The sequence below is a fragment of the Bradyrhizobium sp. Y36 genome, from assembly GCF_002531575.1.
Lineage (GTDB): Bacteria > Pseudomonadota > Alphaproteobacteria > Rhizobiales > Xanthobacteraceae > Bradyrhizobium.
Window position 1 is genome coordinate 287,686 of record NZ_NWTI01000003.1, and the last position, 21,813, is coordinate 309,498.

Consider the following 21,813-nt stretch of genomic DNA (forward strand, 5'->3'; position numbering starts at 1 on the left):
CCTCAAGTTCTGGCGGAGCCTTGCAGCCGATAGCGATCGAGTGCCACGGCACCGATGATCACCAGGCCCTTGATGACATATTGCCAGATGTCGGAGACGCCGACGAGAATGAGGCCGTTCGAGAGGACGGCGATGATCAGCGCGCCGACCAGCGTACCCCAGATCGAGCCGATGCCGCCGACGAACGAGGTGCCGCCGAGGATCACGGCGGTGATGGCGTCGAGCTCATAGGATTGCCCGAGTTGCAGGCCGTTGGCGGCATAGAGCCGCGCCGCCTGCATGGCGCCGCCGAGCCCGGCGAAAAGTCCGGAGATCCCGTAGACGAAGATCAGCACCGCCCAGACCTTGATGCCTGCAAGCCGCGCCGCGCTTTCATTGCCGCCCACCGCATAGATGTGCACGCCGAGCACGGTCCGGCGCAGCACCAGCCACGAAATGACGATGACGAGCAAGGCGATCACCGAGAGCCACGGGATCGATGCGACGCCGGGAACGAGGGTCAGCGAGCCGTTGCCGATGAAGGCATAGGGAATGGACGGATTGAACACGGTGGTATCTGCTCCGAGCAGCCGCGCAAGGCCTCGCACGGCGGTGAGAGAGCCGAGCGTGACGATGAAGGGCGGCAGGCGGAGCAGCGCGATCAACGCGCCGTTGACGATTCCAAAACCAAGGCCGGTAAGCACCGACGCCGGCAGCCACAGCATCCCAAGCTCGGGCAGCTTGGAGAGCGTCAACCCGGCCATCGCGGAGGCCGCCAGGATCGAGCCGACCGAGAGGTCGATACCGCCGGTGAGGATGACGAAGGTCATGCCTGCGGCGAGCACGGTGTTCACGGCGGCCTGCTGCAACACGATGCCGAGATTCTGGCCGGTGAAGAATCGTCCCTCGGACAGGAAATGGAAGCCGATGCAGAGGATCAGCAGCACCGGCAACATGCCCAGCGCGCTGATCAGCACTCTCATCCGCTGGCGCCTCGTCTCTGCGGCGGCACCGTTGGTCGTCGTCGGGGCGGACTTAACCTCCGCAGCACCATTGTCAGGCATCGAGATGCTCCATCCCCGTGGCAAACGCCATGATGTCTTCCTGTGTCAGCGGCGAATTGGAGCCGCGCGCGACCTCGCCGCCGATGTGCCCGGCGCGCATCACGACGACGCGGTCGCAGATGCCGATGATCTCGGGGAGATCGGACGAGATGACCAGGATCGCGGTGCCAGCCTTGGCCAGATTGTCGATGATCGAGTAGATTTCCGACTTGGCGCCGACATCGACGCCGCGCGTCGGCTCGTCGAGGATCAACACCTTTGGCGCGATGGCCAGAAGCCGCGACAGCAGCAGCTTCTGCTGATTGCCGCCGGACAGGCCGCCAGCGGGGACGCCGACATTGGCGGCGCGGATGCTGAGACCTGCGAAGGCCCGGTCGGCGCGCTCGCGCGCCTTGTCGCGATCGAGCCACCAGCCGAGCTTGGCATCACGGCCAAGCACCGCGAGATTGATATTGTCCAGGCACGACATGTCGAGGAACAGCCCGAGCGCCTTCCTGTCCTCGGTCAGGTAGGCGATGCCGGCCTCGAGCGCCTCACCCGGCGTGCGGATCTCGATCGGGCGGCCTTCAAGCTCGAGACGCCCCGACGTTCGCGGCGAGGCGCCGATGATGAGATGCGCAAGCTCGGTGCGGCCGGCACCGACGAGACCGGCGAGCCCGACCACCTCACCCGCATGCACCGTGAGCGAGCAGCCCTTGACGCGCTGGCCGTCAGCCATGTCGATCGCTGCCAGCACGGGATGTCCCCGCCCCGCCTCCGGGTCGTGGTCCTTCTTGTAGAACGAGGAGACGTCGCGTCCCACCATCATCCGCACGATGGTGTCTGCACGGATCTCGCCCTTGTCGAGCGAGCCGACCAGCCGGCCGTCGCGCAACACGGTGACGCGGTCGCCGAGCGCGTAGACCTCGTCCATGCGATGCGAGATGTAGATGATGGCGAGGCCCTCGGCGCGAAGCTGGCGGATCAGCGCAAACAGCCGCGCGCTCTCGCCGGCCGACAACGCGGTGGTCGGCTCGTCCATGATCAGAATCTTTGATCTCGCGTGCAGCGCACGCGCGATCTCGACAAGTTGCCGCTGCCCCATGGAGAGATGCGCCACCAGCGTCGATGGCACGAAGTCCGCGCCCAGCCGTTTCAGGATGGAGCCGACGCCATCGCGCATCTCGCCGCGCGCCAACATTCCTGAACGCGAGATCTCGCGGCCGAGATAGATGTTCTCCGCCACAGTGAGGTTGGGAGCGAGCGACAATTCCTGATAGATGATGGCGATGCCCGCGTTGCGGCCGCCGAGCGGACCCTCGATCCGTACCGGGTGTCCTTCGATACGAATCTCGCCGCCGGGATCAGGCCTGTAGGCGCCGGACAGGATCTTCATCAGCGTCGACTTGCCGGCGCCGTTCTCCCCCATCAAGGCATGGACTTCGCCGGCATAGACGGTGAGATCGACAGCTCGCAGCGCCTTGATGCCAAAGAAGGATTTTGAGACCCCACGCATCTCGAGGATCGGATCGTTCATCGTGCCTCCCGGCGCAATGCGTTTCCCACCCGCGTCTCGATCTTCTGTCAGCGCGGCTCACGCATTAAACAAAAGGCCGCGGCGCAGGGCAATACTGAACACGGAGGAATACAACACCGAACCGTCGCTAGTGGCGCGGCCGATACAGTTCGCGCCACGCGGGAAGCCGCTCGGCATACGCATCCGTCAGCCCGGCGTCAGGTTCGAACGCCTCGATGCGCTGCGGCCGCGTGCATATCGTGTCGATTGCCTCACCGGTGACAGCAAGTCGCCCCAATCTCGCCGCACCGAATGCCGCGCCGGTCTCGCCTCCGGCCAAACGATGGATCGGTACGTTCAGCACGTTCGCCAGCACCGAGAGCCAGAACGCCGACCGTGAACCCCCGCCGATGACGTCGGCCTCCGCAATCTCGATGCCGGCATCGACGAGCGCATCGCGGCAATCGGCAAGTGCGAAGGCAACGCCTTCCAGCACCGCCTGCACGATCGTCCCGCGATCCGTGCCGTGGCTCAGACCGTCGAGCATGCCGCGCACGATGGGGTCGTCATGCGGCGTCCGCTCACCTGCAAGATAAGGCAGGAAGCTCACCGGCGACGGCGCCTGCGGGCGCGATCCAAGCGGCGCCAGCAATTCAGCCTCGGTGACGCCGAACAGGCGCGCGGCCCAGGCGAGGCAGGAGGCGGCCGAGAGGATCGCGCCGGCCTGAATCCACATGCCGGGAACGGCGTGGCAGAACGTATGCACCGCACGGTCTGCGTTGGCGGCGATCGTGCTGGTCGGTGCCAGCAAGGCACCTGAGGTTCCCAATGAGACGAAGGCGGTTCCCGGCCGGATCGCGCCGATGCCGACGGCGCCGGCCGGATTGTCGCCGGCACCGCCCGCAATGATCGGCGGCCTGGTCATACCCCAGCGCCTCGCCAGCTCACCTCGCAGGGTCGTTGCTGGCGCGCATCCCTCGACCAGACGCGGCATCTGATCGCGCGACAGGCCGGTCGCCGCCAGCGCCGCGTCCGACCAGTCCCGACGCGCGGCGTCGAGCCACAGGGATCCCGACGCGTCCGAGACGTCCTCGATGGCCTCACCAGACAGCACCAGGCGCAGATAGGCCTTTGGCAGCAGGACGAGCTTCGTCGCCGCAAAGACGTCAGGCTCGTGCGTTGCGATCCAAAGTAATTTTGGCGCGGTGAATCCCGGCATCGCCTTGTTACCTGTTGTCGCGCGCAAGGCGGGCCAGCGTTGCTCCAGGACGCGACACTCGGCGGCGGAGCGTCCGTCGTTCCAGAGGATGCAGGGCCGCAAGGGTCTCGAGCTCGCATCGAGCAGGGTGGCGCCGTGCATCTGGCCCGACAATCCGACGCCTTCGACGGCCGCCAGCTCTTTTCCATGCGACGCCTTCAAGGCATCGAGCGTGGCGAAGGTCGCATCGATCCACTGGGCGGGGTCCTGCTCGGAATAGCCCGGTTGCGGCGAGGCGGTCGCGAGCGGCCGGCTCTCGCCTGCAATCACGCGCTGGGCATCGTCGACGAGAACGGTCTTGACTGCGGAGGTGCCGAGATCGATGCCGAGATACATGGATGCTTCCCGCTCATTTCGCCGTATCGATCCAGATCCCCGGCTCCGAACGCTCGCGAATATAGCTGACCAGGAAATCGGAGAAGACCCTGATCTTGGCGGGCAGCCTGACGCGGTTTTGATAGGCGATGTTCATGGTGAGCAGCGGCAGCTCCCAGCCCGTCAGGACGGGCACCAGCCGGCCGGCCGCGATATCGCCCTGCACGATGTAGAGCGGCTGGATCAGGATGCCGAGCCCTGCGCGCGCTGCACCACAGATGATCTGGCCGTCATTGCTGTCGAGCGTCGGCGCGATCCGGACCGTCTGCGTCGTGCTGCCCTGGCTCAGCCGCAGCGAATAGGGATCGTTGGCGAGGTTGTAGATCAGCATGTCGTGGCGGGCGAGATCGGCGGGGTGCTCCGGCCGGCCGTGCTTCTCCAGGTAGGACGGAGCTGCCGCGAGCACGCGGTGCATCTGGCCGATGCGACGGACGATGATGTTGGAATCCGGCTCGTGCTCGCGTGTGCGGATCGCGACGTCAATGCCGGCCTCGATGAAGTCCAGATAGCGGTTTGCGCTGATGATCTGCACGCTGAGATCAGGATAGAGCGCGCGGAAGGCGGGCAGCATCGGCGCCAGATAGATCATCGCGAAGGACAGCGAGCTCGTCACACGCAGCATGCCCTTCGGCGACAGCGCGCGGTCCGAGACGGCGTCCTCGGCCTCGGCGAGCTCGTTCAACAGCGTGCTGCAGCGCTGCAGCAGTTCCTGCCCGGCTTCAGTCAGCCATTGCCGGCGCGTGTTGCGCTCGATCAGCCGGACTGCAAGCCGCTCCTCCAGCGCGCTGAGATGACGACTAGCGGCGGCGTTCGACATCCGCAGGATTTCGGCAGCTTTGGAAAGACTGCCGAGTTCGGCGGTTTTGGCAAAGACCTCGAGTTGGAGCAGCCGGTCCATTTTTGCGGAATAAGGAAAAGAGACTTACAAATTTTGACCTTTATTTCCGATTTCTGCAAGTCAAAATACCCCCAACAAAGCACTATCGCAGGCGAGGAAATCAGGAAATGTCGGGCCCGATCAGGCACATCGTGATGTGGCGGCTGCGCGGGGAGACCCCCGAGGAGCGCTCGGCCGCCCGGGTCAAGGTCAAGACCCTGTTCGAGGGCCTCAAGGGACGGATCGACGGCCTCACCCATATCGAGGTCGGCATGGACGTCAGTGCCGTCGACTATGCCTGCGACGTGGTCCTGTTCTCCGAATTCACCGACCAGGCCGCGCTCAGCGCCTATGCCAACCATCCGGAACATCTGCGCGTCCGTGAGGCGCTTGGCGACTTGCGGATCGGACGCTTCCAGGTCGATTATCCCATCAAAGAGACCGGCGCATGATCGGTTCGTTCACCTTTGAAAACCTGCCCTGCCGCGTCGTGTTCGGCAGCGGAACCTTGGCTGCGGCGAAGGCCGAGGTCGAGCGGCTCGGCGGCACGCGCGCGCTGGTGCTGACGACGCCGCAGCAGGAAGCGCAAGGCAAGAGTCTCGGAACCGCGCTCGGCACGCTCTATGCCGGCATCTTTCCCGGTGCCACCATGCACACGCCGGTCGAGGTCACCGAGCGCGCGCTCGCCGCGATGAAGGCATGCGAGGCCGACTGCGTCGTGGCGCTCGGCGGCGGCTCGACCACCGGCCTCGGCAAGGCGCTGGCCTTGCGCACCGGCGTCAACCAGCTCTGCATTCCCACCACCTACGCCGGCTCGGAGATGACGCCGATCGTCGGCCAGACCGAGAACGGCCTGAAGACCACGGTGCGCGACGCGGCGATCCTGCCGGAGACCGTGATCTACGATGTCGATCTCACGCTGACACTGCCGGCGCGCATGGCCGCGACCTCCGGCATCAATGCGATCGCGCATGCGGTCGAGGCGCTCTATGCGCGCGACACCAATCCCGTCACATCCCTGATGGCTGAAGAAGGCATTCGCGCGCTGGCCCGCGCCCTGCCCGCGATTGCCGCAAAAAGCGACGACCGCGAGGCCCGCACCGAAGCGCTCTATGGCGCCTGGCTGTGCGGCGTCTGCCTCGGCACCGTCGGCATGGCGCTGCATCACAAGCTTTGTCACACACTCGGCGGCACCTTTGATCTGCCCCACGCCGAAACCCACACCATCGTGCTGCCGCATGCGCTCGCCTACAACGCGCCTGATGTGCCCGATGCGGTGACGCGCATTTCGCGTGCCATCGGCGCAGCCGATGCAGCGCGGGGACTCTACGATCTCGCAAGACAGCTCGGTGCAAAGATGGCGCTCCGCGACATCGGCATGCCCGAGAGCGGGATCGACAGGGCGGCCGATCTCGCGGTGACCAATTTCTATTGGAATCCGCGGCCGCTCGACCGCAGCGCCATCCGCGACCTGATTGCGCGCGCCTGGGCCGGCCAGCCGCCGGGCACCATCAAAGCAGCGGCGTGAGGCGATGCGGCGCACGCTGATCAGATCCGCGACCGTCATCAGTATGGATGACACGATCGGCGATCTCGCGACCTGCGACGTGCTGGTCGAGGCCGACCGTATCGCCGATGTGCGCCCGTCGATCGACGTCGCGGCCGACACCGAGATCGTCGACGGCAAAGGCCGCATCGTCATTCCCGGCCTGATCAACGCGCACATGCACACATGGCAGACGGGCTTGCGCGGCTTCGCGGCGAACTGGACGCTGCTGGAATATTTCCGCCGCATGCATGCCGGACTCGCGACCGTATTCCGGCCCGACGACATCCACATCGCAACCCTCGTTGGTGCGCTGAACCAGATCAACCACGGCGTCACCACGCTGGTCGACTGGTGCCACAACAACCCGACGCCCGATCACACCGACGCTGCCGTGCGCGGCCTGATCGAGAGCGGCATCCGCGCAGCGTTCTTCCACGGCTCGCCCAAGCCGGAGCCGAAGCCGGGTGAGCCGCATTTCTCGGAAGTGCCGCATCCGCGCCGCGAAGTCGAGCGGCTGCTGGCCGGTCCGCTCGCCGATCGCGACGGCCTTGTTACGCTCGGGCTCGCCATTCTGGGCCCGCATTATTCGACGCTCGACGTCGCCATGCAGGATTTTCGCCTGGCGCGCGAGCTGAACCTGATCGCCTCGATGCATCAGGGCGGCGGTCCGGCGAAAACGCCCGGCGGCTGGGAGAAGCTGATCGAGGCCGGCCTCGTCGGCGCCGGCATCAACATCGTCCACGGCAATGACCTGCCAGACGATCTGCTCGACCGCATGGTCGATCTCGGCGTGTCCTTCTCCGTGACGCCAGAGAACGAGATGATCCAGGGCCACGGCTTTCCGATCACCGGACGGCTGCTCGAGCGCGGCGTGCGGCCGACGATCGGCATCGATCTCGAATCCGTTCTGGCCGGCGATCTCCTCTCCGTCGCCCGTGTCGCGCTCTCGATGCAGCGGGCGCTCGACAATGCAGAGGCGCGGAAAACGAATGGCACCATTCCGGCGACGACCACGATCCCCGTGCGCGAGGCGCTGCGCTGGATCACGACGGAGGGTGCCCGGATGCTTGGCCGCGGGCATCAGATCGGATCGCTGACGCCGGGCAAGCTTGCCGATCTCGTCATCATCAACGCCAGCGAGCTCAATCTCGTCCCGGTGCACGATCCCGTCGCGACCGTCGTGATGCAGACGAGCCTTGCCAATATCGAGGCGGTCATGATCGGCGGCGCCTGGAAGAAGCGAAATGGCCGGCTGCTGGTCGATGGACTTGAAGCGAAGAAGGAACGGCTGGCGCAATCGGGGCGGCGGCTGGTGCAGGACATCGAACGACAGGGGCGCGCCGCCTGAGCGTCCCAGGGACAACAACAATGATAGATGCTTCGAAAAACGTCGCTTTCATCGGGATCGGCAAGATGGGCTTGCCGATGTCGGTGCTGATCGCCAAGGCCGGATACGCCGTCACCGCGTTCGACCGGAGCGCGGCGCGGGCCGATGAGGCGCGTGCACAAGGCCTTTCGATTGCAGCTTCACCGGCCGAGGCGGTGAGCGGCAAGGCCGCCGTCATCACATCCCTCCCCGACGACGCTGCTTTGCGCAGCGCGCTGCTCGGCCCCGCCGGCCTCATCGCAGCGATGGCCCCCGGAGCCGCCTTGATCGAGACCAGCACCGTGAGCGTCGAGGCCTCCACAGAGGTTGCGGCCGCGGCGCAGGCGCGCGGCATTGCCTATCTCCGCTCACCGGTCTCCGGTAATGCCAGCATCGTTCATACCGGCGCCCTCTCCTGCTTCGTCTCGGGTCCGAAGGACGCCTTCGAGAACGCAAAGCCGTTGTTCGCCGCGTTCACCCGCGCCCAGACCTATCTCGGGCCTGCCGAGGAAGCGCGCTACGCAAAGCTCTCGGTCAATCTGATGATCGCAGTGTCGGCGGCGATGATGGCGGAAAGCCTGGCGCTGGCGCGCAAGGGCGGCATCGCATGGCAGGACATCCTGAAAGTGCTCGACGACAGTGCGGTCGCATCCCCCATGGTGAAATACAAGACCGCACCGCTGCGCACGCGCGATTTCGAGTCGACCTTCTCCTGCAAGCAGATGGCCAAGGACCTCGACTTGATCCTCGGCGCCGGCCATGCCGTCGGCGTGCCGTTACAGCTCGCCGCCCAGGTGCGCGAGACCTACGGCTCGCTGGTCGCGCAGGGCGACGGCGACACCGATTTCATCGCGACCGTCAAGCATCTCGAACGGCTGTCCGGTCTCGGCGAGCCCAAACTCTGATCCACGGAGCCTCCATGCGTAACTTCAACGAGAACACGATCACCGACGCGGTGCTGGAGCGGATCGCGGGCGCGTCCGATCCGCGCATCAAGGAGGTCAGTGAGGCACTGGTGCGGCACCTGCACGCCTTTGTCCGCGAGGTGCGGCCGACCCAGAAGGAATGGGAGTTCGGCATCGAGTTCCTGACCCGCACCGGGCATATGTGCGACGACAAGCGTCAGGAATTCATCCTGCTGTCGGATACGCTAGGCGTCTCCATGCTGGTCGATGCGATCAACCACCCCGTGCCGGAAGGCGCGACCGAGACCACCGTGCTCGGCCCGTTCTTCGTTCAGGCCGCGCCGGAAAAGGACAGCGGCGCCGACATCTCCGGCCCGATGCAAGGCGATCCGATGCTGGTCACCGGCTCGGTCTCAACCGTCGACGGCAAGCCGCTCGCAGGCGCCGTCGTGGACGTCTGGCATTCCGATGACGACGGCTATTACGACGTGCAACAGCTCGACCAGATCGGCGATCTGGCGATGCGCGCCCGCTTTCACACCGACGCCAACGGCCACTTCCATTTCTGGTCGATCAAGCCCGCCGCCTACCCCGTCCCGCATGACGGCCCGGTCGGAGACATGCTGGAGGCCCAGGGCCGCCATCCCTGGCGTCCCGCGCATGTCCATTTCATGATCTCGGCACCGGGCTTCGAGCCGCTCGTGACGCACGTGTTCGTGGCCGGTGACAAATATCTCGACAGCGACGTGGTGTTCGGCGTCAAGGACAGCTTGATCCGCGAATTCACCAGGCAGCCCGCCGGCCGTGCGCCGGATGGTCGCATGGTGGACGGCGAGTATTTTCACCTCAATTACGATTTCGGCCTGAAGCAGGTCGCAAGCAACGCAAGAGCCGCCTAAGCTCGGGGCGGCGACGGGCCGGCAAGAGTCCGACAGGGAGCAGACGGGGAGAAGGATGGGACCGCGGGTCAGCACGACGGCATTGGCCGATCGCCTCTCGGGCATGATCGGCCCGCGCGCGAGCGTTGCGCGCGGCGTGCTCGATCAGCATGGGCAGAGCGAGTCGCATTATCGCAATTTGCCGCCGGATATCGTCGTCTTCCCTGAAACCACGCAGGAGGTCGCCGAGATCGTCAAGCTGTGTGCGAGCGCGCGCATGCCGATCGTGCCGTACGGCGCCGGGACGTCGCTCGAAGGCAATGCGGCCGCAGTCGCGGGTGGTGTCTGCTTCGACTTCGCGCGCATGAACAAGGTGCTGAGCGTGCACGACAGCGACATGGATGTCGTGGTGCAGCCCGGCATCACCCGCAAGCAGCTCAATGCGGAGCTGCGCAACACCGGCCTGTTCTTCCCGATCGATCCCGGCGCCGACGCCTCGATCGGTGGCATGACGTCCACTCGCGCCTCCGGCACCATGGCGGTGCGCTACGGCACCATGAAGGACAACGTCATGGCGCTCGAGGTGGTGCTGGCCGACGGCCGCATCATCCGCACCGCCAGGCGCGCCCGTAAATCCGCCGCCGGCTATGATCTGACGCGCATGTTCGTGGGCGCGGAAGGCACGCTTGGTGTCATCACCGAGATCACGCTGAAAGTGCATCCCGTGCCGCAAGCGATCTCGGCCGCGGTCTGCAGCTTCGACAGCTTGCGCGATGCCGTCGACACCGCGATCTCCGTGATCCAGTCCGCGATCCCCGTCGCGCGCATCGAGCTGCTCGACGACGTCATGATGCGCGGCATCAACGCCTACGCCAAGCTCGGCTATCGCGAGACGCCGACGCTGTTCTTCGAATTCCACGGTTCCGAAGCTTCCGTCGCCGAACAGGCCGAAGCGGCGCAGACAATCGCGGCTGACCACGGCGGTCATGGCTTCGCCTGGGCGAAGGCACAGGAAGACCGCAGCCGGCTCTGGCACGCCCGCGACAACACGCTCTATGCCGGCCTCGGCCTGCGGCCCGGCGCGCGCGCCGTGATCACCGACGTCTGCGTGCCGATCTCGCGTCTCGCCGAATGCCTCACCGAGACGCGGCGCGATGCTGACGAGCATGGCTTCACCGCGCCGATCGTCGGCCATGTCGGCGACGGCAATTTCCACATGCTGATCCTGATCGATCCGGCCAAGCCCGAGGAGGCTGAAGCCGCCAAGGCGCTCCAGGCCCGCATGGTCGCCCGCGCCATCGCCATGGACGGCACCTGCACCGGCGAACACGGCATCGGGCTCGGCAAGATCGACTATCTCGCCGACGAGCTCGGCGAGGCCGTTGACGTGATGCGATCCATCAAGACCGCGCTTGATCCGGACGGGCTGATGAACCCCGGCAAGATCTTTGCGAGCGGAGACAAACCATGAGCGACGCGCTCCCGATCGAGGTCACCTCGCCCACGCCGCTCTTGGAGCTGCGCGGCATCAGCAAGGAGTTCCCCGGCGTCAAGGCGCTGGACGACGTGTCCTTTGCCGTCTACCCCGGCGAAGTCCACATGCTGCTCGGGGAGAACGGCGCCGGCAAGTCGAGCCTGATGAAGGTGCTGTGCGGCGCCTACCGCGCCGATGCCGGCGAGTTCTATTACAACGGCGAGAAGGTCGCGATCTCGTCCACGGCGGATGCGCAGAAGCTCGGCATCGCGGTGATCTTCCAGGAATTCTCGCTGGTTCCCTATCTCGATATCGCCCAGAACATCTTCCTCGGACGTGAGCCGAAGGGCCGCATTCCCGGCACCATCGACCGCCGCAGGATCTTGGCCGACGCCAGGCGCGTGCTCGATACGATCGGCTTCGACATCGATCCCTCCACCACCGTCGACAAGCTCGGCGTCGCCCAGCAGCAGATGGTCGAGATCGCGAAAGCGATCAGCCAGAACGCCCGCATTCTCGTCATGGACGAGCCGACCGCGGCGCTGTCCGACCGCGAGACCGAGCTGCTGTTCGCGCTGATCGCGCGGCTGAAGGCCGACGGCGTCTCGATCGTCTATATCTCGCACCGCATGGCCGAGGTGTTCGCGCTCGGCGACCGCATCACGGTCTTGCGCGACGGCCGCCGCATCGACGGCGTCAAGCCGGCCGATGTCTCGCCGGACCAGCTCGTCCGCATGATGGTCGGCCGCAACGTGGACATGACCTATCCGCGCAACTTTGCCGACAAACCGGGAGAGCTCCTGCTCGAGGTCAAGGGCCTCTCCGCTTCGACCGGCATCTCCGACATCAACATCGAGGTGCGCCGGGGCGAGATCGTCGGCCTGTGCGGCCTGGTCGGCTCGGGCCGCAGCGAGGTCGCCCGCGCCATCTTCGGCGCCGATCCCGTGACGTCGGGCGAGATCGTCTTCGACGGCAAGACCATCTCCGGCGAGCCTGACCTCGCCGCCCGCCGCGGCATCGCGCTGATCCCGGAGAGCCGGAAGAGCGAAGGGCTCGCGCTGCTACGCTCGGTGAGCGACAATCTCGTGGTCTCCGCGCTGAAGAAGCTGTTTCCGAGCGGCCTGTTCGACCAGCGCAGCGCCCAGCGCACCGCCGACGGCCTGATCCGGCAACTGCGTATCGCCACGCCAAGCGCGCGGCAGACGGTCGGCCTGCTCTCCGGCGGCAACCAGCAGAAGGTCGTGATCGGCAAATGGCTGGCGGCGGGCTCAAAGCTATTCATCTTCGACGAGCCGACGCGCGGCATCGATATCGGCGCCAAGTCCGAGATCTTTGCGCTGATCGACCGGCTCGTCGCCGAGGGCGCGGCAGCACTGATGATCTCGTCCGAGCAGATCGAGATCTGCCATGTCTGCGACCGCGCCTATGTGATGCGCGAGGGGCGCATCGCCGGGCATCTGACCCGCAACGAACTGACCGAGGAAAACATCGTGCGATTGGGGATGCATCATGCGTGAGGCCGCGGTCGTCTCGGAGCCCAATCCGCTGCAACGGATTCCCGGTGTCGCCATCGTGCTGGTGCTGCTGATCGCGCTGTTCAGCGCGATCGCGCCCGGCTTCCTCTCGATCGCCAACCTCTCCAACGTGCTGGTGCAGTCGACCATCCTGACCATGCTCGCGCTGCCGATGACCTTGATCATCATGACCGAGGGGCTGGACCTGTCGATGGGCGCGGTGCTGACGCTGACCTCGCTCTGCGTCGCCATCGTCTCGCTCGCGACCAAATCGATGCTGCTGGGCCTCGGCGCCGGCCTGCTCGTGGGCACGGCCTTCGGCGTCGCCAACGGCTGGCTGGTCGCCATCCTCGGCATCCCGCCCTTCGTCGCGACGCTCGGCACGCTCGGCATGGCGCAGGGCCTGTCGCTGATCGTCAGCGACGGCCAGAGCGTGGTCGGCATCCCCCACAGCGTGCGCGATATCTATTCGGCGACGCTGCTGGGCATTCCCGTGCCGATCGTGATGGCGCTCGTCACCTACGCGGCCTTCCACGCGCTGCTCTATCACACCCGCTTCGGCACCTACATCTTCGCGCTCGGCGGCAACCGCGAAGCGCTGCGTTATGCCGGCCTCTCGCCCAACAAGCTGCTGATCGCGGTCTACGCGATCGGGGGCGCCATGGCCGGCATCGCGGGCCTGCTGATGACGGCGCGGATGAATTCGGGTCATCCCACCGCCGGCCTCGGACTCGAATTCGACGCCATCGCAGCCGTTGCCGTCGGCGGCACCTCGTTCGAACGCGGCAACGGCTGGCTGCTCGGCACGCTGCTCGGGGTGCTTTCCGTCGGCGTGCTGCGCAACGGGCTGAACCTGATCTCGCTGCCGTCCTCGGTGCAGGTCGCCAGCGTCGGCGTCCTCGTCATCGTTGCCCTGTTCCTCGACGGCCTCCGGAGCCGCGCATGACCGACATCACCAAAGAGGCGCTGATGCCGCCCCGCTCCTTCCTGTCGCAGGACGCCATCCAGGTGTTCTATCGCCTGCTCGCGGCGCTCCTGATCTGCGCGGTGCTGGCCGTGCTCAGCGATTCCTTCCTGAGCCTCGGCAACATCCTCAACGTGCTCAGGCAGGCGAGCCTGACCTTCTTCATCGCCTCCGGCCTGACGCTGGTGGTGCTGACCGCCGGCCTCGACCTTTCCGTCGGCGCCAATGTCGCGCTGTCAGCCTGCATCGCCGGCACCGTGATCCATAAGACCGGCTCTCCGGCGCTCGGCATCCTCACGGGCCTCGCCTGCGGCGGCCTCGTCGGCCTGCTCAACGGCGTGATGGTCACGGCGCTGCGCATTCCCTCCTTCATCGCCACCTACGGCATGCTCTGGGTGCTGAACGGCCTCACCTACTGGTACATGGCAGGCGAGACGCTGCACGGCTTCCCCGCCGGTTTCCGCCAGATCGGCAGCGGCTATCTGCTCGGCCTGCCGATCCCCGTCTACCTGCTGCTGGTGTTTCTCGGGATCGGGACGTTCTTCGCGCAGCGGACGATCTGGGGCCAGGAGATCTATGCGATCGGCGCCAATCCGGTTGCGGCCCGGCTCTCCGGCATTCCGGTCGCGCGGCGCCTGCTCCTGGTCTATGCGGTCTCAGGAACCATGGCGGGTCTCGCCTCGATCATCTTCCTGTCGCGGCTCAATTCGGCCGAGGCCGACATCGGCGAGAGCCTGACGCTGCCGGCGATCGCGGCCGTGCTGATCGGCGGCACCTCGCTGTTCGGCGGCGTCGGCACCGTCTTCGGCACCTTCATCGGCGCGCTGATCCTGACGCTGGTGCTGAACGGCATGAACCTGCTGTCGGTCAGCGCCAACTGGCAGCCGCTCGTCACCGGCATCATCGTCATTCTCGCGGTCTGGCTCGACATGAAGACGCGCCGCCGCACGCAATGAGTTCTTAGAGTTCCAACAAGCAAAACGAGGGATGGAGGCAACATGAAACTGAAACTGGGCTATATGGCACTGCCGCTGCTGATGGCGGCCGCGTTCACCACCGGCGCGCGTGCCGACGGCGAGACCATCGCCGTCTTCACCAAGAACCAGACCAACCCGTTCTTCCAGACGGTACGGGTCGGCGCCGACAACATGGCGAAGACGCTGAACGCGAAGACGCTGCAATACATCCCGACCAAGCCGGACTCGATCCCCGAGCAGCTCAGCCAGATCGAGGACGTCGTGGTGAAGAAGCCGAGCGCCATCGTCTTCACGCCGGTGGACTACAAGGCAATGGTGCCTGGTGTCGAGAAGATCAACGAAGCCAAGATCCCCGTCGTCAACATCACCGATCGCTCCGCCGGCGGCAAGTTTCTCTCCTTCGTCGGCGCCGACGATTACAGCCTCGGGCTCGAGACCGCGCGCTTCCTGCTGAAGACGCTGGGCGGCAAGGGCAACATCGTCATCATCGAGGGCGTCAAGGGCTCGCTGACCAATGTCGACCGCGTCCGCGGCTTCAACGATGCGCTGAAGGAGAACGCGGGCGCCAAGCTCCTGGCTTCGCAGCCCGGCAACTACCAGCGGCTGCAAGCGCTCCAGGTGATGGAAAACCTGATGCAGTCGAATTCGCAGATCGACGGCGTGCTCGCCGCCAACGACGCCATGGCGGTCGGCGCGATCGAGGCGCTGGACGGCGCCAACCGCAAGGCCCAGGTGATCGGCATCAACGGCACCAAGGAGGCGATCGACGCGATCAAGTCCGGCAAGCTGCTCGCCAGCGGCGACTACAACGGATTTGCGCAAGGATGCCTCGGCACCATGATGGCGATCCGTAGCCTTCGCAACCAGCCCGTCATCGCCGAGATCGTGCTGAAGCCCACCGTCATCACCAAGGACAATTACCAGCCGTTCGACGTCCCGCTGGAGCAGCGGACCTGCCCGACCTTCGAGGACGCCAGCAAGCTCGGCGCCAAGTAAGCCCGCCCATCGCGCCCGGACGGCCGCCGCGGCGGCCGTCCCAAGAACCCACGCCTAAGAAACGGAGACTGCCATGTTGTTCGCCATTCACGCCATCGACCGCAGCGGTGCGCTGCCGACGCGGCTCGCCAATTACGATGCCCACAAGGCGTTCCTGAGCGACACCTCCCGCTTCGGCGTCAAGATCGTGATGTCGGGACCGCTGGTCTCCGACGATGGCCAGACCATGATCGGCAGCCTGTTCCTGATCGAGGCGCCGGGCCGCTCTGAAGTCGAGGCCTTCAACCGCGCCGATCCCTTTGCCGCGGCGGGCATCTGGGAAAAGGTGACGATCACAGGCTTCCTGCGCCGGCAAGGCTGAGGCCGGCCTGGTCAAAAGTGCGAAAACAACCCCATGCACAGTAGAATGGGGTTTGATTCTGCTGGCGAATTTCCGATACATCGCGCGACCTCGCATCAGAGGCCAATGCCGACCCATCGGCGGTGAATTTTGACTCGTCGGGCAAAACAGGGGCATAATGCAATCGTAGCCCGATGTTAGTGGTGCTTTGCGCGAGCTGAGCGTGCGCCTCGTGAGGCGACGGACGTCATTTCTTGGCGAGCCGTTGCAGGGCCTTGGCTTCCGCATTCGTTAGCCGCAGCAAGACTTGTGGCGGATGGAAGCGATCCCGGATTTCGCGCAACTCTTCTATCGTGATTGGACCGACCCGCTTGACCGCCGCGAGCAGGATCGCGACCGCCTGCGGCGCACCGTGAAAATACTCCATGAAGGAGGCATGGTCGACGCCAGCGCCATCACGATGCTTCTGCCAGATCGTGCGCGGATGGGCACGGTTGACATCGCTGATAGTCGCGACCCCAACAACCGCGGCCGTCGGACGAGTCGCGTAAATCCAGAGCCGCGTGCCATTGGCGAGTTCGGGAATCCGGCGTCGCAATTCTATCGTCTTCGTTCCGTCCAGGATCGCATTCGCATATCCGGGATGGATCGAAATGATTGCGTCGCTTGCCTCAGGCACTTGACCATCCACGATCGAGAATTGCAGCCAACTGGGCGTTGGGTAGCGGAGTTGTTGTTTGAAGATTCGACGATCCTTCGGCGCCGAGTTGCCGAAGTGTATCGAGTGTGACGGGATTCGGGAACCGAATTAGGCTATCGAACGATGTCGCCAGAACATCCGATGACGTTGTCAAGGGGTCGAGATCCTCGACAACCGCGCGCTGGAGGAGTTCATCCGATACGCGCTCCTTAGAGACGATAGTGGCGTCCACGATCCGGCCAGCCGCCACGATGGCAGCGCGGCCGCCGGAGCGCTTGGACTCGTAGAAAAGGATTGGAACGCCGGACCGCATCAGGGGGGCGGTGCGCGGACTGTTGAAATACGTCCGCAGGCTCACGAAGGCCGCGTTCGGGCGACCAAACATATAAAGTTGGTCGGCAGTCCCCAGCAGATCGTCGGCGAATGATTTTGCAATTGGAACAATGACGCCATCCCGACCCGGCCAGGCGATCAAGGTTGGCGCGAGCGCGGCTTCCAGGGCGGCAAGTTGGACCGTGATGTCGCTTCCGTCTGCACCACGGACCGAAAGGCCGGTTTGAATCGCGCTGGCGGCCGGTACGGCTTCGGGCAAGGCGAGGCCGGTCCGGCGGCGCGTCTGACGTGCAATCGCGGTCCAGGTCGATGGCGTGAGGGGGCGTCCCAAGGCTACCTTGATCAGGATGTCAGAATTGGCTGCGGGTAAAAAGCCGCGGAGCTTGGCGGCGCGGTTGACGGTCGACTGCCCCGGTATGGCCCGTAGCTCAATAGTGACGGGGCCCGAATGACAGGACTCCCGGATGGCTTCGTCAAGGAGATGCTCGGCGAAGGTCTCGCAGGAGACGTGATCGGGCCTGACGTGCACCAGCATAAGCGCGGGCGCATCAACACTCGCCGGCGCCCTGTACATCCCGACCGCCACGAGATCCCCATCCTCAAAGATTCCGTGCGTGCTCGCCCGCTGGAATGCCGCCGCCGATGGAAGATAATCGGTAACCAGCGCGTCACCCACATTCTGGGAGGCCAGATAAGCTTTTGCCTCGGCGGCCGTGGCCGTCTTGGTTTCGCATTTCGTTCCCTTGAGCTGGCCGCGTTCCCGGCTCGGCTCCTCCGCAGGTAGCAGTTCGACGAACTCGTCGAGGCTCGCAATATCAACGCCGATGAGCCTTAGCAGGTCGTCACGGGCATTGAGCAGGGCATTGTCGCTGGTGATATAGCCGGACGCGCGGATCAGAGCCGCTTCGGCGAGGTGTCGCGCGTCACTAAGCGCTTGGCGCGTCCCCGCCTGCGCGTGATTGGTATCAACGAACACGGTTTTGTGGATAGCAGCCGCCAACGGCTCCACATCTTCTTTCGGGAAGGCGGGTAGCTTGGGCAGTTGGCGCGCAAGCTTCAAGGGCGTGTCATTGGCAGGGTCCTTCGAGGTGCGTTCGAGCTCGATAATGAATTCGGGCGCAACCGCCAAGCGAACCAAATGTGCGAGCGCCGCTCCGAAAAGGCGGTTGGCGGTCGCAGACCGCGCGCGTTCCTTAATCAGGTCGAACAAAACATTGAGATCGATGAGGTATAAGGGCGCCTCGAAGGCGCTGCGCGGGCGGAGGCCGAGGTTTACAACACCCTGCCCGGAGACGGTGGGAGGCGCCATCAACGTGAAGAAGTTCGCCGTATCCAGCTCCCGTGAGCGCAGCACGATACGGCGTTGCCGCGCCTGGCCGCCGTCACGAACATGCCGGGCGACGAAGCCACGGCTTTCGTAAAAGGCTTGCGCGGTTGCAAGATCGGAGGCGACCGCCGCCGTTATCGCAATGTACCCGCGGCTTTCAAGGTGCGACACAAGCCCGCTGACCAGCGCCGACGCAACGCCGCTGCGGCGATGCTCCGCCCTGACCGCGACAGCCTGTACGCGGGCATTGGGAAACACGCCGCTGAACAAAATAAACCCGGCAAGCTGCGACATGCCGTTCTCGCGGGCCAGCATCACCCTTAGCCGCTTCTCTATAACGGCGTCGCGATAAGCCGCCTCCGGCAAGAAGCCGAGCGCTTCCTTCTCGCTATCGGCCAGTGCGCGGATGGCTGCGAAATGCTGCAACACGACGGCGGGATCAGTCTCGGTGCGATAAATGAAGCGGCTCGCCGGCTTCTGCGATATACCCTTATCACTCATAGGCAATTATCCGGGCGGCAAACATAGGCACACTTTATGCGCTGTATCTTCTGCAAACGGGACTCAACCAAAAGTAGGAGTATAGAGCATATTATCCCCGAGTCTCTCGGAAATATCGATCACGTGCTTCCGCGCGGCACCGTCTGCGATACCTGCAACAACTATTTTGCACGTAAGGTCGAAGGGCCACTGCTGGCGACATCCTGGTTTCGCCACGCCCGCTCTCGGCAATGGGTCCCGAACAAGCGTGGCTTGATCCCACCCATGGGAGGCCTTGTGCCGGGAGCCCGCATGAACGCCGATGTATGGATGGATGGGAACAACCTCACGCTCGGAGGGCGCAACGAAAGGGAGCATCTCGCTCTCGCGGAGGCCATCCAAACCGGCCGCGCGCGGTCCGTTTACATCCCGATCATCGAGGCAATCGACCAGCGCCTGATGTCCCGCTTCTTAGCGAAGGTCGCTCTTGAGGTTCTTGTCGAGCGCATTATCCGCGTCGAAGGCTGGAATGAAGAAATCGTGGACAAGGAGGCTCTCGATCCGATTCGGCATTTCGCTCGGATCGGCGACCGCCCGGAGAAATGGCCGTTCTCGCGTCGCCGGATTTATGGCGAGGGGGATGTGCACGGGGACGGCGACGGTTACCAGGTTCTCCATGAATTCACGATCCTGTGCGAGCAGTTGTCTGAGCCCGGCCACCTCGACCTCTACGCGGTCGTGTGCATCTTTGGAGAGGAATTCGCCATCAATCTGGGGGAGCCTGAAATCGCCAGCTATGAACGATGGCTGAAGGCCCACGACGGAACGAGCCCGCTTTACACTTCCGACAAGCTGCCTGTTCCGCCTGTGTTCGAATGACACGTGAGCCGACAGAGTGCGCCGGATTCGAACGGCGTCAGTTCCTCAATTCCTATCCCTTCATTGATGGCCTAACCCACCGCACGCCTCATCGATTAGACTATCCGTTCGCCACCGCAGCGCCATCTTCGAGATGACAAGCCACCCACTGCTCGCCTCCCACCGCACGTAGCGTCGGCTCTTCCGTCCGGCAGCGGTCGAAGACCAGCGGGCAGCGGGTATGGAAGCGGCATCCCTTCGGCGGATTGATCGGGCTCGGCACATCGCCCTTGAGGATGATGGGATTGCGATGGGCGCCGGGTTCGGGCAGTGGCACTGCGGAGAGCAGCGCCCTGGTGTAGGGATGCCGGGGTGCCGCAAAGATCTCGCGGCGCGGCGCCACCTCCACCATCTTGCCGAGATACATCACGGCGACGCGGTGGGTCATGTGCTCGACGATGGCGAGGTCATGGCTGATGAACAGCAGCGCGAGGCCGAACTCGCGCTGGAGATCCTGCAGGAGGTTGACGATCTGCGCCTTGACCGAGACGTCGAGCGCGGAAACGGCCTCGTCGCAGACGATCAGCTCGGGCTCGGCCGCGAGCGCGCGCGCAATGCCGATGCGCTGGCGCTGGCCGCCGGAGAATTCGTGCGGCCGCCTGTTCAGTGCCTCGCGCGGCAGCCGCACGGTGTCCATCAGCGCGGTGACGCGGACCTCGAGATCCTCGGCGGACTTGGCGAGACCGAAATTGCGGATCGGCTCGGCCAGGATATCGCGCACGCGCATGCGCGGATTGAGGCTGGAGAACGGATCCTGGAACACGACCTGCACACGGCGCCGCATCTGGCGCATCGTGCTCGGATGAGCGTCGTCGATGCGTTGGCCATCGAGGATCACCTGCCCCGACGTGATGTCGAACAGCCGCAATATGGCGCGGCCGACCGTCGACTTGCCACAGCCGGACTCGCCGACCAGCGACAACGTCTCGCCGCGTGCGATCTCGAAGGAGACGCCGTCGACCGCGTAGACCCATTCGGACTTGCGCTGGAAAAGGCCCTTCTTGACCGGAAAGTGCTTCTTGAGGTCGTTGACCTGGAGCAGCGGAGGACTCATGCCGCGACCGCTCCCTTGGTGGCGTAGTGACAGGCGGCGACGTGGCGCGGGCCCTTCTCCTCCAGCCCGGGCGCATATTGCCGGCAGAGATCGGTCGCGAGCGCGCAGCGGCCGGCGAAGACGCAGCCGACGATGGGCTTCCTGAGGTCAGGCACTTGCCCCGGGATCTCCGCGAGCCGCGTCGCGGTCCCCGCGAGCGAGGAGCCGAGCCGCGGCACCGCACCCAGCAGGCCCTGCGTGTAGGGATGGCGAGGCGAGCGGAACAGCTCGGCCACCGGCGCCTCCTCGACCTTGCGTCCCGCATACATCACCATGACGCGTTCGGCGATCTCGGCGACGACGCCGAGATCGTGGGTGATCAGGATGATGGCGGCACCGACCCGACGCTTGAGGTCGAGCATCAGCTTGAGGATCTGCGCCTGGATCGTCACGTCGAGCGCGGTGGTCGGCTCGTCCGCAATGAGAAGTTTCGGATTGCAGGCGAGCGCGATGGCGATCATCACGCGCTGGCGCATGCCGCCGGAGAGCTGATGCGGATATTCGCGTACCCGGCGCTTCGGCTCGGGAATGCCGACCAGCGTCAGCATCTCGACCGCATGAGCCTCGGCGGCTGCCTTGTCCAACCCCTGATGGATCATCAGGGTCTCGCGGATCTGGCGACCGACGGTGAGGACCGGGTTCAGGCTCGTCATCGGCTCCTGGAAGATCATCGAGATGTCGTTGCCGCGGATCGCGCGCATCTCGCGGTCCGACAGCTTCAGCAGATCCCTGCCCGCGAAACGAATGCTGCCCGCGATCCTGCCCGGCGGCTCCGGGATCAGCCGCATCAAGGACATCGAGGTCACCGATTTACCGCAGCCGGATTCGCCGACGATGGCGAGCGTCTCGCCTTCGTTGACATGGAAGGACACCCCGTCCACCGCGCGGTTGACGCCGCTGGGGGTCCGGAAATGGGTCTGGAGATTTTCGACCTCTAGCAATGCCATCGCG

At 65.0% G+C, this 21,813-nt stretch carries 20 protein-coding genes and 1 pseudogene; 13 read left to right on the forward strand and 8 right to left on the reverse strand.

Annotation, left to right across the window (positions count from 1 at the left end; all coding sequences use genetic code 11):
- Positions 1-2: 2 nt before the first annotated feature.
- From CO669_RS08070 to CO669_RS08085, 4 genes are all read right to left on the reverse strand, one after another.
- A complete protein-coding gene (locus CO669_RS08070) occupies positions 3-1,043 on the reverse strand; it encodes an ABC transporter permease subunit (RefSeq protein WP_097659247.1) in 1,041 nt (346 codons plus the stop codon).
- Positions 1,036-2,559, reverse strand: coding sequence for a sugar ABC transporter ATP-binding protein (locus CO669_RS08075; protein ID WP_097659248.1), 1,524 nt, complete (start codon positions 2,557-2,559; stop codon positions 1,036-1,038). The genes CO669_RS08070 and CO669_RS08075 overlap by 8 nt, the downstream gene beginning before the upstream one ends.
- Positions 2,560-2,686: 127 nt before the next feature.
- A complete protein-coding gene (gene xylB, locus CO669_RS08080; RefSeq protein ID WP_097659249.1) occupies positions 2,687-4,132 on the reverse strand; it encodes a xylulokinase in 1,446 nt (481 codons plus the stop codon).
- 13 nt (positions 4,133-4,145) lie between these two features.
- Positions 4,146-5,069 carry a LysR family transcriptional regulator gene (locus CO669_RS08085; RefSeq protein ID WP_097659250.1) on the reverse strand — a complete coding sequence of 308 codons (924 nt, stop codon included), beginning with the start codon at positions 5,067-5,069 and terminating at the stop codon, positions 4,146-4,148.
- Positions 5,070-5,176: 107 nt separating this feature from the next.
- Here CO669_RS08085 and CO669_RS08090 point away from each other — a divergent pair, with 107 nt between their 5' ends.
- The 11 genes from CO669_RS08090 (at position 5,177) to CO669_RS08140 (ending at position 16,032) form a co-directional block, all read left to right on the forward strand.
- Entirely contained in the window at positions 5,177-5,500 is a 324-nt protein-coding gene (locus CO669_RS08090) for a Dabb family protein (protein ID WP_097659251.1), read from the forward strand.
- Positions 5,497-6,576 (forward strand): maleylacetate reductase, encoded by a 1,080-nt coding sequence (locus CO669_RS08095; protein WP_097659252.1) that lies wholly within the window; start codon positions 5,497-5,499, stop codon positions 6,574-6,576. Before CO669_RS08090 ends, CO669_RS08095 begins: the two co-directional genes overlap by 4 nt.
- 4 nt (positions 6,577-6,580) lie before the next feature.
- On the forward strand, positions 6,581-7,945 hold the full coding sequence (locus tag CO669_RS08100) for an amidohydrolase family protein (RefSeq protein WP_097659253.1): 1,365 nt from the start codon (positions 6,581-6,583) through the stop codon (positions 7,943-7,945).
- Between the two features lie 20 nt (positions 7,946-7,965).
- Complete coding sequence (locus tag CO669_RS08105; protein WP_097659254.1) at positions 7,966-8,868, forward strand: NAD(P)-dependent oxidoreductase; 903 nt, start codon at positions 7,966-7,968, stop codon at positions 8,866-8,868.
- Positions 8,869-8,882: 14 nt separating this feature from the next.
- Positions 8,883-9,767, forward strand: coding sequence for an intradiol ring-cleavage dioxygenase (locus CO669_RS08110; RefSeq protein WP_097659255.1), 885 nt, complete (start codon positions 8,883-8,885; stop codon positions 9,765-9,767).
- Between the two features lie 55 nt (positions 9,768-9,822).
- The gene (locus CO669_RS08115; RefSeq protein WP_097659256.1) at positions 9,823-11,217 is read left to right on the forward strand and encodes an FAD-linked oxidase C-terminal domain-containing protein; all 1,395 of its coding nucleotides are present in this window, start codon (positions 9,823-9,825) and stop codon (positions 11,215-11,217) included.
- Complete coding sequence (locus CO669_RS08120) at positions 11,214-12,737, forward strand: sugar ABC transporter ATP-binding protein (protein WP_097659257.1); 1,524 nt, start codon at positions 11,214-11,216, stop codon at positions 12,735-12,737. The genes CO669_RS08115 and CO669_RS08120 overlap by 4 nt, the downstream gene beginning before the upstream one ends.
- Entirely contained in the window at positions 12,730-13,680 is a 951-nt protein-coding gene (locus CO669_RS08125; RefSeq protein WP_097659258.1) for an ABC transporter permease, read from the forward strand. Before CO669_RS08120 ends, CO669_RS08125 begins: the two co-directional genes overlap by 8 nt.
- The gene (locus CO669_RS08130) at positions 13,677-14,654 is read left to right on the forward strand and encodes an ABC transporter permease (RefSeq protein ID WP_097659259.1); all 978 of its coding nucleotides are present in this window, start codon (positions 13,677-13,679) and stop codon (positions 14,652-14,654) included. Before CO669_RS08125 ends, CO669_RS08130 begins: the two co-directional genes overlap by 4 nt.
- 42 nt (positions 14,655-14,696) lie before the next feature.
- A complete protein-coding gene (locus tag CO669_RS08135) occupies positions 14,697-15,671 on the forward strand; it encodes a sugar ABC transporter substrate-binding protein (protein WP_097659260.1) in 975 nt (324 codons plus the stop codon).
- Between the two features lie 73 nt (positions 15,672-15,744).
- Positions 15,745-16,032, forward strand: a complete 288-nt coding sequence (locus tag CO669_RS08140; RefSeq protein WP_097659261.1) for a YciI family protein — start codon at positions 15,745-15,747, stop codon at positions 16,030-16,032.
- A 226-nt stretch (positions 16,033-16,258) separates the two neighbouring features.
- Here the strand turns inward: CO669_RS08140 and CO669_RS08145 are convergent, their stop codons facing one another.
- Positions 16,259-16,690 (reverse strand): ASCH domain-containing protein, encoded by a 432-nt coding sequence (locus CO669_RS08145; protein ID WP_158228753.1) that lies wholly within the window; start codon positions 16,688-16,690, stop codon positions 16,259-16,261.
- Positions 16,683-18,872 carry a GNAT family N-acetyltransferase gene (locus tag CO669_RS08150; protein ID WP_097659263.1) on the reverse strand — a complete coding sequence of 730 codons (2,190 nt, stop codon included), beginning with the start codon at positions 18,870-18,872 and terminating at the stop codon, positions 16,683-16,685. Before CO669_RS08150 ends, CO669_RS08145 begins: the two co-directional genes overlap by 8 nt.
- Positions 18,873-18,908: 36 nt before the next feature.
- Between CO669_RS08150 and CO669_RS36635 the strand changes: the two are divergent.
- Positions 18,909-19,052, forward strand: a pseudogene (locus CO669_RS36635) (HNH endonuclease); the annotation flags it as partial.
- A 111-nt stretch (positions 19,053-19,163) separates the two neighbouring features.
- A complete protein-coding gene (locus CO669_RS08155; protein ID WP_245444230.1) occupies positions 19,164-19,730 on the forward strand; it encodes a hypothetical protein in 567 nt (188 codons plus the stop codon).
- Between the two features lie 100 nt (positions 19,731-19,830).
- On the opposite strand, the gene CO669_RS08160 is transcribed toward CO669_RS08155, so the two are convergent.
- Positions 19,831-20,823 carry an ABC transporter ATP-binding protein gene (locus CO669_RS08160; protein WP_097659265.1) on the reverse strand — a complete coding sequence of 331 codons (993 nt, stop codon included), beginning with the start codon at positions 20,821-20,823 and terminating at the stop codon, positions 19,831-19,833.
- Entirely contained in the window at positions 20,820-21,809 is a 990-nt protein-coding gene (locus tag CO669_RS08165) for an ABC transporter ATP-binding protein (RefSeq protein ID WP_198963892.1), read from the reverse strand. The genes CO669_RS08160 and CO669_RS08165 overlap by 4 nt, the downstream gene beginning before the upstream one ends.
- Positions 21,810-21,813: the final 4 nt, after the last annotated feature.

Bases quoted from the DNA above. Each gene is read 5' to 3' on its own strand.
- CO669_RS08075 (WP_097659248.1), bottom strand. From the start codon at position 2,559: ATGAACGATCCGATCCTCGAGATGCGTGGGGTCTCAAAATCCTTCTTT.
- CO669_RS08130 (WP_097659259.1), top strand. From the start codon at position 13,677: ATGACCGACATCACCAAAGAGGCGCTGATGCCGCCCCGCTCCTTCCTG.
- CO669_RS08090 (WP_097659251.1), top strand. From the start codon at position 5,177: ATGTCGGGCCCGATCAGGCACATCGTGATGTGGCGGCTGCGCGGGGAG.
- CO669_RS08070 (WP_097659247.1), bottom strand. From the start codon at position 1,043: ATGCCTGACAATGGTGCTGCGGAGGTTAAGTCCGCCCCGACGACGACC.
- xylB (WP_097659249.1), bottom strand. From the start codon at position 4,132: ATGTATCTCGGCATCGATCTCGGCACCTCCGCAGTCAAGACCGTTCTC.
- CO669_RS08150 (WP_097659263.1), bottom strand. From the start codon at position 18,872: ATGAGTGATAAGGGTATATCGCAGAAGCCGGCGAGCCGCTTCATTTAT.
- CO669_RS08140 (WP_097659261.1), top strand. From the start codon at position 15,745: ATGTTGTTCGCCATTCACGCCATCGACCGCAGCGGTGCGCTGCCGACG.
- CO669_RS08155 (WP_245444230.1), top strand. From the start codon at position 19,164: ATGAACGCCGATGTATGGATGGATGGGAACAACCTCACGCTCGGAGGG.
- CO669_RS08135 (WP_097659260.1), top strand. From the start codon at position 14,697: ATGAAACTGAAACTGGGCTATATGGCACTGCCGCTGCTGATGGCGGCC.
- CO669_RS08085 (WP_097659250.1), bottom strand. From the start codon at position 5,069: ATGGACCGGCTGCTCCAACTCGAGGTCTTTGCCAAAACCGCCGAACTC.
- CO669_RS08160 (WP_097659265.1), bottom strand. From the start codon at position 20,823: ATGAGTCCTCCGCTGCTCCAGGTCAACGACCTCAAGAAGCACTTTCCG.
- CO669_RS08095 (WP_097659252.1), top strand. From the start codon at position 5,497: ATGATCGGTTCGTTCACCTTTGAAAACCTGCCCTGCCGCGTCGTGTTC.
- CO669_RS08100 (WP_097659253.1), top strand. From the start codon at position 6,581: ATGCGGCGCACGCTGATCAGATCCGCGACCGTCATCAGTATGGATGAC.
- CO669_RS08165 (WP_198963892.1), bottom strand. From the start codon at position 21,809: ATGGCATTGCTAGAGGTCGAAAATCTCCAGACCCATTTCCGGACCCCC.
- CO669_RS08125 (WP_097659258.1), top strand. From the start codon at position 12,730: ATGCGTGAGGCCGCGGTCGTCTCGGAGCCCAATCCGCTGCAACGGATT.
- CO669_RS08110 (WP_097659255.1), top strand. From the start codon at position 8,883: ATGCGTAACTTCAACGAGAACACGATCACCGACGCGGTGCTGGAGCGG.
- CO669_RS08105 (WP_097659254.1), top strand. From the start codon at position 7,966: ATGATAGATGCTTCGAAAAACGTCGCTTTCATCGGGATCGGCAAGATG.
- CO669_RS08115 (WP_097659256.1), top strand. From the start codon at position 9,823: ATGGGACCGCGGGTCAGCACGACGGCATTGGCCGATCGCCTCTCGGGC.
- CO669_RS08120 (WP_097659257.1), top strand. From the start codon at position 11,214: ATGAGCGACGCGCTCCCGATCGAGGTCACCTCGCCCACGCCGCTCTTG.